This is a genomic window from Streptomyces sp. NPDC060194, assembly GCF_042728285.1.
In the GTDB taxonomy this organism is placed as follows: domain Bacteria; phylum Actinomycetota; class Actinomycetes; order Streptomycetales; family Streptomycetaceae; genus Streptomyces.
Genome location: NZ_JBHWZH010000139.1, coordinates 1 through 14,598 on the forward strand (window position 1 = coordinate 1; position 14,598 = coordinate 14,598).

The window sequence follows — 14,598 nt, forward strand, 5'->3', positions numbered from 1 at the left end:
GCGCTCCCGGGAACGGGGGCGCGGCCCTCCGCGTGCGCCGTGCGGGCCCGGGTGCAGACCCCGGGTGCGGGCCCGGGGCCGCCCGTACGCCCGCACTGCACCGTGGTGCACAATCGGCTGGCATGGGGATAGTCGCCGGCCTGGACAGCTCGTCCGCCTTCACTCGCATCGTCGTCTGCGACACCGGCACCGGTGCCGTGCTGAGGCAGGGGTACGCCCCGCACCCGGTGGCCTCCGGGCCGACGGACGTCGACCCGCAGGCGTGGCTGCTCTCGCTCGGCGAGGCCGCGGCCGACGGACTCCTGGACGGCGTCGAGGCGATCGGGGTGTCCGCGCAGGCCGGCGGCCTGGTGCCGTTGGACGCGCACGGCAACACCGTGCGGCCGGCGCTGGTCGGGAACGACAAGCGGGCGCAGGTCGCCGCCGTCGAGCTGATCGACGCGCTCGGCGGGCGGGAGAAGTGGGCCGAGGCGGTGGGCTGCGTCCCGCAGTCCGGTCAGCCGGTGGCCAAGCTGCGCTGGCTGGCGAGGCACGAGCCGGACGCGGCCCGCAAGGTCGCCGCGCTGATGCAGCCGCACGACTGGCTGGTCTGGCAGCTGCTCGGCCGCCCGGCCCGGCGGACGACGGACCGCGGCGGGGCCTCGGGCACGGGCTACTGGTCGGCGGCGACCGAGAGCTGGCGGCCCGACCTGGTGGAGCTGGCGCTCGGCCGCCGGGCCGCGCTGCCGGAGGTGCTCGGCCCGGCGGAGTCCGCGGGGACGACGCCCGAGGGGCTGGTCATCTCCGCCGGCACGGGCGAGACGATGGCGGCCGCGTTCGGTCTCGGCGTCTCGGTCGGGGACGTCGTGGTGTCGCTGGGCGCGTCCGGGTCCGTGATGGCCGTGCACCACGAGGCGCTCGCCGACGCGACCGGCATGATCACCTCGTACGCCGACGCCACCGGGATGCACCTGCCGGTCGTGCACGTGACGAACGCGGTGCGGACGCTGCGCGGCACCGCGGAGATGCTGTCGACGGACCTGGAGGGCCTCTCGGAGCTGGCCCTGACGTCGACGCCGGGCGCGCACGGGCTCGTGCTGCTGCCGTACCTGGAGGGCGAGCGGACGCCCCGGCTGCCGGGCGTGGCGGGGACGTTGACGGGGCTGCGGCGGGAGTCGATGAAGCCCGAGCACCTGGCGCGGGCCGCCTTCGAGGGCATGCTGTGCGCGCTGGCCGACGCCCTCGGCGTGCTGCGGGACCGCGGGGTGCAGGCGCGGCGGGTGCTCCTGCTCGGCGCGGCGGCGGAGCTGCCGGCGGTCCGGGCGATCGCGCCGATGCTGTTCGGGGCGCCGGTCGTGGTGCCGCAGCCGGCCGACTACGCGGCGCTCGGCGCGGCGCGCCAGGCCGCGTGGGCGCTGAGCGGCGAGCTGCCGCGCTGGCCGGGCGCGGAGGCGGAGGTCTTCGAGCCGGGCGACGAGACGCCGGTGGGCTCGGCGGTGCGCCAGCAGTACGCGGCGGTCCGCGACCAGACCCACCCGGGGGCGTTCGCCTGAGACCGGCCGGCGGTCGCCACCGGCTCCACCGAGTCGAACACCCGGTCAACGCCCGCCCACGTGCGCGCAAAGGAATCGTTCCGCCCGCTCCCCCGCCCCGGTTTCACGTTCGGCGTACACACCACCGCCCACCTGCGGTTTCGCGCCTACTGGTTGCCCAGGCGCACTAATCGGGTTGTCCTACGTGTCACACCCGGGCCGATACTGGGCCGGTGCTCCTACGCCTCCTCAAAAGCTCGCTCCGCCCGTACCGAAGGCCCATAGGACTGCTGGTCCTGCTCCAGTTCCTCCAGACCAGCGCCTCGCTCTACCTGCCCACCCTGAACGCCGACATCATCGACAACGGTGTCGTGCGGGGGGACACCGGCTACATCCTGCGGTTCGGCGCCGTGATGATCGCCGTGACCGTCGTCCAGGTCGTCTGCAACATCGGCGCCGTCCACTACGGCGCCCGCACCGCCGCCGCCGTCGGCCGGGACGTGCGGGCCGCGGTCTTCGACCGGGTGCAGTCGTTCTCCGCGCGCGAGGTGGGGCACTTCGGGGCCCCCTCGCTGATCACCCGCACGACGAACGACGTCCAGCAGGTGCAGATGCTGGTCCTGATGGCGTTCACCATGGTGGTGTCCGCGCCGATCATGTGCGTGGGCGGCGTCCTCATGGCGCTCGGCCTGGACGTGCCGCTGTCGGGCGTGCTGCTCGCGGTGATCCCGGTCCTCGCCGTCTCGCTCTCGGTGATCATCCGCAGGGCGCGGCCGCTGTTCCGGTCGATGCAGGAGCGCCTCGACGGCGTGAACCGCATCCTGCGCGAGCAGATCACCGGCAACCGGGTGATCAGGGCGTTCGTCCGGGACGACTACGAGCGCGCCCGGTTCGGGGAGTCGAACCGCGAGCTGACCGACGTGTCGCTCGCGACGGGCCGGCTGATGGCGTTCATGTTCCCGACCGTGATGACGGTGGTGAACGTCTCCAGCGTGGCGGTGGTGTGGTTCGGCGCGCACCGGATCGACTCCGGGGCGATGGCGATCGGCGACCTGACCGCGTTCCTCGCCTATCTGATGCAGATCGTGATGTCCGTGATGATGGCCACCTTCATGTTCATGATGGTGCCGCGCGCGGAGGTGTGCGCCGAGCGGATCGTCGAGGTCCTCGACACCGACTCCAGCGTCGTGCCGCCGAAGGACGGCGTCCGGGTGCTGCGCCGGCACGGTCATCTGGAGGTGCGGGGCGCGGACTTCCGCTACCCGGGCGCCGAGGAGCCGGTGCTGCGCGGGGTGGACCTGGTGGCCCTGCCGGGCGAGACGACGGCGGTCATCGGCTCGACGGGCAGCGGGAAGTCGACGCTGCTCAGCCTGGTGCCGCGGCTGATCGACACCACCGGCGGCGAGGTGCTCGTCGACGGCGAGGACGTCCGCCGCATCGATCCCGCGCTGGTCGCGCGGACGGTGGGGCTCGTCCCGCAGAAGCCGTACCTGTTCTCCGGCACCGTCGCGACGAACCTGCGCTACGGCAACCCGGCGGCCACGGACGAGGAGCTGTGGCACGCGCTGGAGGTCGCGCAGGCGGCGGAGTTCGTGCGGCTCCTGGAGGGCGGCCTGGACGCGCCGATCGCGCAGGGCGGGACCAACGTCAGCGGCGGGCAGCGGCAGCGGCTCGCGATCGCGCGGACGCTGGTGCAGCGGCCGGAGATCTACCTGTTCGACGACTCGTTCTCGGCGCTCGACTACGCCACCGACGCGGCCCTCAGGCTCGCGCTCGCGCGGGAGACGGCCGAGGCGACGGTGGTGATCGTCGCCCAGCGGGTGTCGACCATCCGGGAGGCCGACCGGATCGTGGTGCTCGACGAGGGTCGGGTGGTCGGCACCGGCCGGCACCACGAGCTGATGGACACCAACGAGACCTACCGGGAGATCGTCCTCTCCCAGCTCACGGAAGCGGAGGCCGCCTGATGGCCGGGCCCATGGCACGTGCGATGTCGGCCGGCGGGCCGGGGTCGAAGTCGATGGACTTCAAGGGGTCCGGCAAGCGCCTGCTGCGGCTGCTCGCGGTGGAGCGGCTGAGGCTGTGCGGCATGCTGCTCGCGGTGACGTGCAGCGTCGCGCTGACGGTCGCCGGGCCGAGGATCCTCGGGGCGGCCACCGACCTGCTGTTCGCGGGGATCGTCGGGCGGGAGATGCCCGCCGGGACCACGAAGGCGCAGGCCCTGGAGGAGCTGCGGGAGCGGGGCGACGGCGGGATCGCCGACATGCTCGGCGGCGTGGACTTCACCCCCGGCCGGGGCATCGACTTCGGGGCGATCGGCACGGTGCTGCTCTGGGCGCTGCTGGTGTTCGTCGGGGCGGGGCTGCTGATGCTGGTCGCGACGCAGCTGGCGAACCGGGTGATCAACCGGACCGTGTACCGGATGCGCGAGGACGTGCAGGCGAAGCTGTCCCGGCTGCCGCTGTCGTACTTCGACCGGGCCAAGCGCGGGGACGTGCTGAGCCGGGCGACCAACGACCTGGACAACCTCGGGCAGACGCTGTCGCAGTCCATGGGACAGATGATCAACTCGGTGCTCACCATCATCGGCGTCCTGGTGATGATGGTGATCGTCTCGCCGCTGCTGGCCCTGGTCGCGCTGGTCACCGTCCCGGTGTCGGTGTTCGTCGCGACGAGGATCGGCAAGCGCTCGCAGCCGTACTTCGTGCAGCAGTGGCGGACCACCGGCGCGCTCAACGCGCACGTCGAGGAGATGTACACCGGGCACGCGCTGGTGAAGGTCTTCGGGCGGCAGGAGGAGTCGGCGGAGGACTTCCGCGAGCAGAACGAGGCGCTGTACGAGGCGTCCTTCAAGGCCCAGTTCAACAGCGGGATCATGCAGCCGCTGATGCTGTTCATCAGCAACCTGAACTACGTGCTCGTCGCCGTCGTCGGCGGGCTGCGGGTGGCGTCCGGCGCGCTGTCGATCGGCGACGTGCAGGCGTTCATCCAGTACTCGCGGCAGTTCTCGATGCCGCTGACGCAGGTCGCGTCGATGGCGAACCTCGTGCAGTCGGGGGTCGCCTCCGCCGAGCGGATCTTCGAACTGCTCGACGCGGACGAGCAGTCCGCGGACCCGGAGCGCCCCGAGCGGCCGGCGGAGCTGCGCGGGCGGGTCGCGCTCGAGCGCGTCTCGTTCCGCTACGAGGCGGACAAGCCGCTCATCGAGGACCTGACGCTGCACGTCGAGCCCGGGCAGACGGTCGCGATCGTCGGGCCGACCGGCGCGGGCAAGACGACGCTCGTGAACCTGCTCATGCGGTTCTACGAGGTCACCGGCGGGCGGATCACGCTCGACGGCGTCGACGTCTCGAAGATGTCGCGCGACGGGCTGCGCGCGGAGATCGGCATGGTGCTCCAGGACACCTGGCTGTTCGGCGGCACCATCGCGGAGAACATCGCCTACGGGGCTCCGAAGGACGTGACCCGCGAGCAGATCGAGGCGGCGGCCCGCGCGGCGCACGCGGACCGGTTCATCCGGACGCTGCCCGACGGCTACGACACCCGCGTCGACGACGAGGGCGGCGACGGGCAGGGCGTCAGCGCCGGCGAGAAGCAGCTGATCACCATCGCGCGGGCGTTCCTGTCCGACCCGGTGATCCTGGTCCTCGACGAGGCGACCAGCTCCGTCGACACCCGCACCGAGGTGCTCATCCAGCAGGCGATGGCCCGCCTCGCCCACGGCCGCACCTCGTTCGTCATCGCGCACCGGCTCTCCACGATCCGCGACGCGGACGTGATCCTGGTGATGGAGAACGGCTCGATCGTCGAACAGGGCTCCCACGACGCCCTGCTGGCGGCGGACGGCGCCTACGCCCGGCTGTACGCGGCGCAGTTCGCGCAGGCGGTGGCGGAGGTCGAGTAGGACCTCCTGCGGCCTGGACGGCGGCGGCCCGTACCCCCGACAGGGGGGGGCGGGCCGCCGCCGTCGTCAGTCGAGGTAGCCGCGCAGCTGGTCGGCGAAGGCGTGGTCGCGGAGCTTGTTGAGGGTCTTGGACTCGATCTGGCGGATGCGTTCGCGGGTGACGCCGAAGAGGCGGCCGATCTCCTCCAGGGTGCGCGGGCGGCCGTCGACGAGCCCGTAGCGGAGCTGGACGACCTTGCGTTCGCGCTCGCCGAGGGTGGACAGGACGGCCTCCAGGTGCTCGCGCAGGAGCAGGAACGCGGCGGACTCGACCGGGGACGCGGCGTCGCCGTCCTCGATGAGGTCGCCGAGCGCGACGTCGTCCTCCTCGCCGACCGGGGCGTGCAGCGAGACGGGCTCCTGGGCGAGCCGCAGCACCTCGCTGACCCGCTCGGGCAGCAGGTCGAGCTGGGCGGCGACCTCCTCGGGCGTCGGCTCGTAGCCGTTCTCCTGGAGCATCCGGCGCTGCACCCGCACCACGCGGTTGATCAGCTCGACGACGTGCACGGGGACCCGGATGGTGCGGGCCTGGTCGGCGAGCGCGCGGGACATGGCCTGGCGGATCCACCAGGTGGCGTACGTCGAGAACTTGTAGCCGCGGGCGTAGTCGAACTTCTCGACCGCGCGGATCAGGCCGAGGTTGCCCTCCTGGACCAGGTCGAGCATGGTCAGACCGCGGCCGACGTACCGCTTGGCGACGGACACGACGAGGCGGAGGTTCGCCTCGATCAGCCGGCGCTTGGCGATCCGGCCGAGGACGACGAGGCGGTCGAGGTCGTCGGCGAGCCGGGGGTCGAGGGCGTCGGCGCCGCCCGCGAGGCGCTCCTCGGCGAAGAGCCCGGCCTCGACGCGGCGGGCGAGGTCGACCTCCTCGACGGCCGTGAGCAGCGGGATGCGGCCGATCTCGCGCAGGTACTGGCGGAACAGGTCGGAGGAGGGGCCGCCGGTCTCCGGCCGGGCGGGGCGGCCGGCGGCCTCGGGGTCGGCGGCCTCCGCGCCGGTCGTCCCCGCGCCGGCGGTCTCCGCGCCGGGGGTCTCCAGGGCCACGAGGTCGGACGCGGCCGGCTCGTCGGGGACGTCGGGGTGGTGGCGCTGGGCGGGCACGGCGGGCTCGGCGGGGCGGACGTCGGCCGTGCCGTGCGGGCGGGGCGGGGTCGGCGCCTCGGCGGCCGCGGCCGGGGACTGGGTCTGGGTCTGCACGGGGGCGACCTCCAGGGTGATCGCTGCCGCCGTCGGGGGTCGTGGGGTGGCAGCGTGGCTTCGTGCGCTGTGCACCGTGCGGCACCGGGTGCGAGGGGCCCGGCCCGCCCCCGTGGCACGGGCCGGCCGCGAACCGGCGGGAACCGGTGGGCGCCGCACCTCAGTGTGGAGTAAGACACATGGTCGCCACGAGGGGCGTGCGACCACTTTTTGCGACCCGTCCGTGACCGCGCGGTTACCGGGCGGCAGGCGCCCGCCCGCCCCCGGCGGCGTCTCACGCGGGCCCCGGGCGGCACCGCGTGCCCGGTCAGAGCGCCGCGGCGCCCTTGTTCCGCAGGGTCTGGGCGTACTGCTGGAGGACCCAGAGCTCGTTCTGGACGGCGGCAACCTGCGCCGGGTCGCCGTGGGAGCCCAGGCGGGTGTAGGTGCCCTGGACCTCGGCGATGCGACGGTCGACGGCACGCAGCCGGACGTGGACGAGCTGGACGCCGGCGTAGAGGTCGTCGACCTTCTTGGCGTGGATCGCCTCGACGGCCAGCTCGGTGACCAGGGCGCGGACCCGGTCGTCGGGGGCGGTGTCGCGGACGCGGGCCAGGTAGGCGGTGACGTCGGCCGCGCCCTGTTCCGCGCCGCCGGCCTCCTCGATGGTGCGGCGGACCGCGGCGTAGGGCTCGGCGGTGAACTCGTCCGCGCCGTAGGCGTCGAACGCCGGGGCGACCAGGTGGGGGTACTGCAGGGCGAGCTTGAGCAGTTCGCGCTCGGTGCGGTGGGCGGGGCTGCGCAGGTGCAGGGCGGGCCCGGCGGAGGCGGTGGGCCGGGGGGCGGGCGGCGGCCCGCCCCGGCGGTCACGGGGGCCCTGCGCGCCGGGCGCGGGGGCGCGCCCGCCGCGCTCGCGCGCCCAGCGGGCGAGCTGCGCGACCCGCTTGACGACGAACTGGGTGTCGAGGATGCCGAGCAGCCCGGCGAGCTGGACGGCGACCTCGTGCTGCTGGCTGATGTTCTTGATCCGGGCGACGACCGGCGCGGCCTCGTCGAGCGCGGCGGCGCGCCCGCCGGACGTCTCCAGGTCGTAGCGGGCGACGATCTGCCGCAGCGCGAACTCGAAGAGCGGGGTGCGCGGCCGGACCAGCTCGGCGACCGCCTCGTCGCCCTTGGCGAGCCGCAGGTCGCAGGGGTCCATGCCGTCGGGGGCGACGGCGATGTAGGTCTCGGCGGCGAACTTCTGGTCGTCCTCGAAGGCGCGCAGGGCGGCCTTCTGGCCCGCCGCGTCGCCGTCGAAGGTGAAGATGACGCGGGCGGAGCCGTTGTCCATAAGGAGGCGGCGAAGGATCTTGATGTGCTCGCCGCCGAACGCGGTGCCGCAGGTGGCGATGGCGGTGGTGACGCCGGCCAGGTGGCAGGCCATGACGTCGGTGTAGCCCTCGACGACGACGGCCCGGCTGGACTTCGCGATGTCCTTCTTCGCCAGGTCGATGCCGTAGAGGACCTGGGACTTCTTGTAGATCGGCGTCTCGGGGGTGTTGAGGTACTTCGGGCCGGTGTCGTCGTCGCGGAGCCTGCGGGCGCCGAAGCCGACGACGTCCCCGCCGATGTCGCGGATGGGCCACATCAGGCGGCCGCGGAAGCGGTCGATGGGGTTGCGGCGGCTCTCCTGGCCGAGGCCGGAGGTGAGGATCTCCTTGTCGGTGAAGCCCTTGCCGCGCAGGAACCGGGTGAGGTGGTCCCAGCCGGCCGGGCTGTAGCCGACCCCGAAGTGCGCCGCGGCGGCCTGGTCGAAGCCGCGCTCGGCGAGGAACTTCCGGGCGGTCTCCGCCTCGGGGCTCTCCAGCTGCTCGACGAAGAACTGGGCGGCGACCTGGTGCGCCTCGACCAGCCGGACCCGCTCCCCGCGCTGGTGGGAGGGGTTGTAGCCGCCCTCCTCGTAGCGCAGGGTGATGCCGGCCTGGGCGGCGAGGCGCTCGACCGTCTCGGAGAACGTGAGGTGGTCGATCTTCATCAGGAAGGCGAGGGTGTCGCCGCCCTCCTGGCAGCCGAAGCAGTGGAAGAGACCCTTGCTCGGGCTGACCTGGAAGGAGGGCGACTTCTCGTCGTGGAAGGGGCACAGGCCCTTGAGGTTGCCGCCGCCCGCGTTGCGGAGCTGGAGGTATTCGGACACCACGACGTCGATCGGGACCGCGTCCCGCACCTTCTTGATGTCGTCGTCGTTGATCCGTCCAGCCACGCACCGATTCTACGGGTGGGCTGTGACATCCCCGAGCGGCGTCGTGGGGTCGGCGAGCGAGTGGGGGTCCACGGGCCTGCGGGAGCGGATGAGGTCCTGGATGCCGTCCGTGACGTCCCAGACGTTGACGTTCATCCCGGCCAGCACCCGGCCGTCCTTGAGCCAGAAGGCGATGAACTCGCGCTTGCCGGTGTCGCCGCGCACCACGACCTGGTCGTAGCTGCCGGGCGGCGCGTACCCGGAGTACTCCATGCCGAGGTCGTACTGGTCGGAGAAGAAGTACGGCACCCGGTCGTAGGCCACGTCCTGGCCGAGCATGGCGCGGGCGGCGGCGGGGCCGCCGTTCAGCGCGTTCGCCCAGTGCTCGACGCGCAGCCGGACGCCGAAGAGCGGGTGGTCGGCGGCGGCGACGTCGCCGGCGGCGAAGATGTCGGGGTCGGAGGTGCGCAGCGAGGCGTCGACGGCGATGCCGCCGCCGTGGGCGCGGTCGACGAGGGCGAGGCCGGCGGACTCGGCGAGCGCGGCGCGCGGGCTCGCGCCGATCGCGGCGAGGACGTCGTGGGCGGGGTGCTCCTCGCCGTCGTCGGTGCGGGCGGCCAGCACCATGCCGTCCTGGCCGATGATCTCGGTGAGGCTCGCGCCGAAGTGGAAGCGGACGCCGTGCTCGGCGTGCAGGTCGGTGAAGACCTGGCCGACCTCGGGGCCGAGGACGCCGTGCAGCGGGGTGGGGCTCGGCTCGACGACCGTGACCTCGGCGCCGTAGGAGCGGGCGGCGGCGGCGACCTCCAGGCCGATCCAGCCGGCGCCGGCGATCACCAGGTGGCCGTTGTCGCGGCCGAGCGCGGTGAGGGTGCCGCGCAGCCGCTCGCTGTGGGCGAGGCGGCGCAGGTGGTGGACGCCGGCCAGGTCGGTGCCGGGGACGTCCAGGCGGCGCGGTTCGGCGCCGGTGGCCAGGAGCAGCTTGTCGTAGGTGATGACCGTGCCGTCGCCGAGGCGGACGGTGCGGGCGACCCGGTCGACGTGGGTGACGGTCTGGCCGAGGTGCAGTTCGACGCGGGCCTGGGCGTACCAGCCGGGGTCCTTGGCGAGGGTCGACTCCCGGGAGTCCTTGCCCAGGAGGAAGCCCTTGGAGAGCGGGGGGCGCTCGTAGGGGTGGTCGTTCTCGTCGCCGATCAGGATGACGCGGCCCTCGAAACCCTCCTCCCTCAGGGTCTCGGCGGCCTTGGCTCCGGCCAGGCCCGCGCCGATGATGACGAATGTGCGGTGTGCGTCGGCCACTTGGTTGCCTCCTCGTGGGGTGCGTACGCCGTCTGCGAGCGTCCCGCACTGTGCGTGGGCGGGGGAAGGGGGCGGGGGCGCGGCGCGGTACCGGCGCGCCCCCGGGGTCACTGTCTGAGGCGGGCGTGCAGGGAGCGGGCCGCGACGTCGGTGAGGGAGGCGATCTGGTCGACGATCACCCGCTTGCGGGCGCGGTCGTCGTCGGCCTCCTCCCACAGGGCGCGGAACTGCGGGTCGAGGCCGAGCGGGGCCCGCGCGGTGAGCGCCTCGGCGAGTTCGGCGATGACGACGCGCTGATCGGCGCGGAGCCGCTCCAGTTCGTCGCGCTGGATGACGTAGCGGTCGGCGACGGCCTTGAGGACCGCGCACTCCAGGCGGGTCTCGCGCGGGACGACCAGCTCGGCGGCGTACCGGGTGAGCGGGCCCGTGCCGTGGGCGGCGCGGGTGGCGCCCTCGGCGGCGAGGCAGAAGCGGCCGATGAGCTGGCTGGTGGCGTCCTTGAGGCGGGCCTGGTCGACGGCGCTGCCGTCGTAGCCGTGCGGCCACCACTCCTGGGCGAGGAGCCGGTCCAGGGCGGCGTCCAGCTCGGCGGGTTCGGTGCCGGCCGGGACGTGCCGGCCGGCGGCGACGGCGGCGATGTCGGCCCGCTCGGCGGCGGAGCGGAGCAGGGCGGGATCGAGGTGGCCGGCGTGCAGGCCGTCCTCGAAGTCGTGGACGGAGTAGGCGACGTCGTCGGACCAGTCCATGACCTGGGCCTCGAAGCACTGGCGGTCGGCGGGGGCGCCGCGGCGGACCCAGTCGAAGACGGGGCGGTCGTCCTCGTAGACGCCGAACTTCGGGGAGTCGGGGGCGGTGGGGTGGGCGCCCAGCGGCCAGGGGTACTTGGTGGCGGCGTCGAGCGCGGCGCGGGTGAGGTTCAGGCCGACGCTGACGAGGCGTCCGCTCGCGTCCTCCACGAAGCGCTTGGGCTCGATGCGGGTGAGCAGGCGCAGCGACTGGGCGTTGCCCTCGAAGCCGCCGCAGTCCTTGGCGAACTCGTTGAGCGCCTGTTCGCCGTTGTGGCCGAACGGGGGGTGGCCCATGTCGTGGGAGAGGCAGGCCGCCTCCACGAGGTCGGGGTCGCAGCCGAGGGCGGCACCGAGCTCGCGGCCGACCTGGGCGCACTCCAGGGAGTGGGTGAGGCGGGTGCGGGGGCTGGCGTCCCAGACGTGTGTCAGGTACTCGCCGGCGCCGCCCTGGGGGACGGTGCCGGGGGTGACGACCTGGGTCTTGCCGGCGAGGCGGCGCAGCGCGGAGGAGTGCAGGACCCGGGCCCGGTCGCGCTGGAACGCGGTGCGGCCGGGGCGCTTGTCGGGCTCCGGCGCCCAGCGTTCGATCGCGGCCGGGTCGTAGGGGGATCCGTCGTGCGGACCGGCGGTCGCGCTCTCGCCTGGGTCATGTGCGGTGCCTGCCATGCACCGACAGTAGACGCCGGGACCGACATTCCGTCACTCAGGCGGTCAGGACGGGTGGGCGGGGCGTCGTCGGACGGGGCGCGGGGGCCGGGAGCAGGGCCTCGTCGTAGCGGTGCAGGACCAGTTCGGCCATCGCCGGGTGGGCGCCGAGCGGGGCGGCGGCGAGCCAGGGGGCGGCCGCGGCGCACTGGGTCGCGAAGCGGCCGGGGGCGGTGAAGTACGCGGCCACGGCGGCCCGGTGGCGGCCGCGCGCGGCGAGCGCGCGCAGCGCGTCGGGGACGGTGGGGGCGGCCGCGCTCGCGTAGGCGGGGAGGACGGGCACTCCGCCGAGCCGCGCGGAGAGCTGCCGGGCGGTGCGGCGGGCGTCCTCGGCGGAGCGCGGGTCGCGCGAGCCGGCGGCGGCCAGGACGACGCCGCCGTTGCGCCTCAGGCGGGCGGTGGTCCGCCAGCCCGCCTCCACGAGGCGGTCGTGCAGCACCTCGACGAGCAGCGGGTGCGGGCCGAGGGGCCTCGCGACCCCGGTGCGCAGGTGCGGGGCGGCGGCCGCCGCGCGGGGCAGATCGTGTGTCACGTGATGACCCCGTCCCAGGAGCAGCGGGACGAGCACCGCGCGGCCCGGGGGCAGCGCGGCGAGGGTGTCCGCCAGCAGCGGCTCCTGGAGCTCGATGTGCCCGAGCCGCACGTCGGTCCCGGGGCGCAGCGCCCGCACGCCCTCCAGGAGGGCGTGCGCGGTCCGCAGCGCGCGCGGGTCGCGGCTGCCGTGGGCGACGAGGACGAGGGCGGGCGGGGGTGCGGCGGTCATGGGGCGACCCTGGCGGGCGGAGGTTGCCGGGCGGTTGCGCGGGCGGCGTCGGGCGGTTACCCGGGGCTCACAGCGGGGGCGGGGGCGTTGTCAGGTGTCGGTTGCGCCTGTGGGGGCGCGTTCTCGCAGGACGCGCCCCAGGAGTGCGTCTCGGGAGTGCCGTCGTCGGGTGCGCAGCGTCACACGCCTCCGCAGGGGGGCGCGGCGAACCGCGCGAGGTGCGGGGCGCGTCTGGGTGGGCGAGGAACGGAACGTCGTCTCGGGGCGGGCCGGTACCGGACCGAGCACCCGCCTGGAGGCGAGCCCGCATGCGCATACCGCGCTTCCCGCCGCGCCGTGCACGTCTGCCCCTGCGCAGGCCCGGACGGCGGACCGTGCTGCGCGCCGCGGTGCTGCTGTGCGTGCTCGCGCTGCTTCCCGCGGGCTGGACGCGGCTCGCCGCGGACGACCGGCTGCGGTCGACGGACGACGTCCCGCGCACGGACGTCGCCGTCGTCTTCGGAGCGGGCCTCTGGGACGGCGAGCCGTCGCCGTACCTGGCGCACCGCCTGGACGCGGCGGCCCAGCTGTACGAGGCCGGGCGGGTGCGGGTGGTCCTGGTCACCGGCGACAACAGCCGCGAGGAGTACGACGAGCCCGACGCCATGCGCACCTACCTGGTGCGCCACGGGGTGCCCGACGACCGCATCGTCAGCGACTACGCGGGCTTCGACACCTGGGACAGCTGCGTCCGCGCGAAGCGGATCTTCGGCGTCGACCGGGCGGTGCTCGTCAGCCAGGGGTTCCACATCCGGCGGGCCGTGGCCCTGTGCCGGGCCGCGGGCGTGACCTCCTGGGGCATCGGCGTCGCCGAACCCCGCGACGGCGCGTACTACTACGGCGGTGTCCGCGAGATCCTCGCCTCGACGAAGGCCGCGCTCGACGCGGTCGCCCGGCCCGACCCCCACTTCCTGGGCGCCCGGGAGCCCGGGGTGTCCGACGCGCTGGCGGCGGTCGGGTCGGGGCGGTGACGCCGGGGGGCCGTCCTCAGGGGGTCGTCTCCTCGGCGACCCACGCCGCGTAGAGCGCGCCGGCCGCGACGACCGGGGTCGCGATGATCTCCGGGACGTCGTAGGGGTGTTCGGTGAGCAGCCAGGCCTCCAGGGCCGGGTAGCGGGCCCGGGTGGTCTTGAGGAGGACCTGCCACTCGCGTTCGGTGGTGACCGCGCCCTCCCAGCGGTAGACGGAGGTGACCGGCCCGCCGATCTGCGCGCAGGCGGCGAGCCGGCCGTCGACCGCGCCGCGGGCCAGCGTCTCGGCGGCGGCCGGACTGTCAGTGGTGGTCAGTACGGTGAGGAGTCCGGTCGGGGAGTCGGGGACGGGGGTGGTCGGTGCGGCGTCGGTCATGCGGTCAGCGTACGGAGCGGGGGTGCGTCCCGCGACGGCCCGCGGCGCCCGCCGGGGCTCAACCGCCGTAGGGGCGCGCCGCCCTCGCCGTGCGCAGGGCCTCGGCCCACCAGGCGAGCTGGTCGAGCATCGTCTTCGCCGCGGCGTCCGGCGCGGCGGGGTCGCGGTGCCGGCCGTCCTCGTCGAAGTGGCCGCGGGCGTTGTGGAAGGAGACGGTGTCGCGGAGGGTGACGGCGTGCATCTCGGCGAAGACCTGCCGCAGTTGCTCGACGGCCCGCAGGCCGCCGGACATGCCGCCGTAGGAGACGAAGCCGACGGGCCTGGCCCGCCACTGCGAGTAGTGCCAGTCGATCAGGTTCTTCAGGGACGCGGGGAAGGAGTGGTTGTACTCGGGGGTGATGACGACGAACGCGTCCGCGGCGTCGAGCCGCGGGGTGACCTCGGCGAGCGCGGCGGCGCTCTGCGGGGTGCGCGCGAAGCTGGTCGGCAGGTCGACGTCGGCGAGGTCGACCTGTTCGGTCGCGAAGTCGTCGCGCTCGTCGGTGCGGGCGCGGAACCAGTCGGCGAGGACGGGCCCGAACCGGCCCTCCCGGTTGCTGGCGAGGATCACGGCGAGCCGGAGCGGCGCGCGCGAGGCGGGGGCGGACGGCTGCGGGAGCGCGGTGGGCGCGGTTGCGGTCATGGGGAGAGCCTGTGACCTCGAGCGCGGTTGAGGTCAAGCGGGGCGCGGCGGCCGCGGGCGGCGACGCGCACGCCCGGGCCCGCACCCTCACGAGGTCCCGCGCGACCGTCCGGCGCGTCAC

At 74.4% G+C, this 14,598-nt stretch carries 11 protein-coding genes; 4 read left to right on the forward strand and 7 right to left on the reverse strand.

The window, feature by feature from the left end; translation table 11 throughout:
• Window positions 1-122: 122 nt before the first annotated feature.
• From ACFWEG_RS23915 to ACFWEG_RS23925, 3 genes are all read left to right on the forward strand, one after another.
• Window positions 123-1,532, forward strand: coding sequence for an FGGY family carbohydrate kinase (locus ACFWEG_RS23915; protein ID WP_387218683.1), 1,410 nt, complete (start codon window positions 123-125; stop codon window positions 1,530-1,532).
• 212 nt (window positions 1,533-1,744) lie between these two features.
• A complete protein-coding gene (locus ACFWEG_RS23920; protein ID WP_387218686.1) occupies window positions 1,745-3,478 on the forward strand; it encodes an ABC transporter ATP-binding protein in 1,734 nt (577 codons plus the stop codon).
• Window positions 3,478-5,415, forward strand: a complete 1,938-nt coding sequence (locus tag ACFWEG_RS23925; protein WP_387218688.1) for an ABC transporter ATP-binding protein — start codon at window positions 3,478-3,480, stop codon at window positions 5,413-5,415. The genes ACFWEG_RS23920 and ACFWEG_RS23925 overlap by 1 nt, the downstream gene beginning before the upstream one ends.
• Window positions 5,416-5,481: 66 nt before the next feature.
• Here ACFWEG_RS23925 and ACFWEG_RS23930 read toward each other — a convergent pair whose 3' ends face one another.
• The 5 genes from ACFWEG_RS23930 to ACFWEG_RS23950 form a co-directional block, all read right to left on the reverse strand.
• Window positions 5,482-6,729 carry an RNA polymerase sigma factor gene (locus tag ACFWEG_RS23930; RefSeq protein WP_387218691.1) on the reverse strand — a complete coding sequence of 416 codons (1,248 nt, stop codon included), beginning with the start codon at window positions 6,727-6,729 and terminating at the stop codon, window positions 5,482-5,484.
• A gap of 232 nt (window positions 6,730-6,961) precedes the next feature.
• Window positions 6,962-8,875, reverse strand: a complete 1,914-nt coding sequence (gene dnaG / locus ACFWEG_RS23935; RefSeq protein ID WP_387218693.1) for a DNA primase — start codon at window positions 8,873-8,875, stop codon at window positions 6,962-6,964.
• Window positions 8,876-8,884: 9 nt separating this feature from the next.
• On the reverse strand, window positions 8,885-10,153 hold the full coding sequence (locus ACFWEG_RS23940) for an NAD(P)/FAD-dependent oxidoreductase (protein WP_387218696.1): 1,269 nt from the start codon (window positions 10,151-10,153) through the stop codon (window positions 8,885-8,887).
• Window positions 10,154-10,260: 107 nt separating this feature from the next.
• Window positions 10,261-11,607 (reverse strand): deoxyguanosinetriphosphate triphosphohydrolase, encoded by a 1,347-nt coding sequence (locus tag ACFWEG_RS23945; protein WP_387218698.1) that lies wholly within the window; start codon window positions 11,605-11,607, stop codon window positions 10,261-10,263.
• Between the two features lie 37 nt (window positions 11,608-11,644).
• Window positions 11,645-12,409, reverse strand: coding sequence for a sirohydrochlorin chelatase (locus tag ACFWEG_RS23950; protein ID WP_387218701.1), 765 nt, complete (start codon window positions 12,407-12,409; stop codon window positions 11,645-11,647).
• 308 nt (window positions 12,410-12,717) lie between these two features.
• Here ACFWEG_RS23950 and ACFWEG_RS23955 point away from each other — a divergent pair, with 308 nt between their 5' ends.
• Window positions 12,718-13,419, forward strand: a complete 702-nt coding sequence (locus tag ACFWEG_RS23955; RefSeq protein WP_387218704.1) for a vancomycin high temperature exclusion protein — start codon at window positions 12,718-12,720, stop codon at window positions 13,417-13,419.
• A gap of 16 nt (window positions 13,420-13,435) precedes the next feature.
• Here the strand turns inward: ACFWEG_RS23955 and cutA are convergent, their stop codons facing one another.
• The gene (gene cutA, locus ACFWEG_RS23960; RefSeq protein WP_387218706.1) at window positions 13,436-13,795 is read right to left on the reverse strand and encodes a divalent-cation tolerance protein CutA; all 360 of its coding nucleotides are present in this window, start codon (window positions 13,793-13,795) and stop codon (window positions 13,436-13,438) included.
• A 58-nt stretch (window positions 13,796-13,853) separates the two neighbouring features.
• On the reverse strand, window positions 13,854-14,477 hold the full coding sequence (locus tag ACFWEG_RS23965; protein ID WP_387218709.1) for an NADPH-dependent FMN reductase: 624 nt from the start codon (window positions 14,475-14,477) through the stop codon (window positions 13,854-13,856).
• Window positions 14,478-14,598 lie beyond the last annotated feature (121 nt).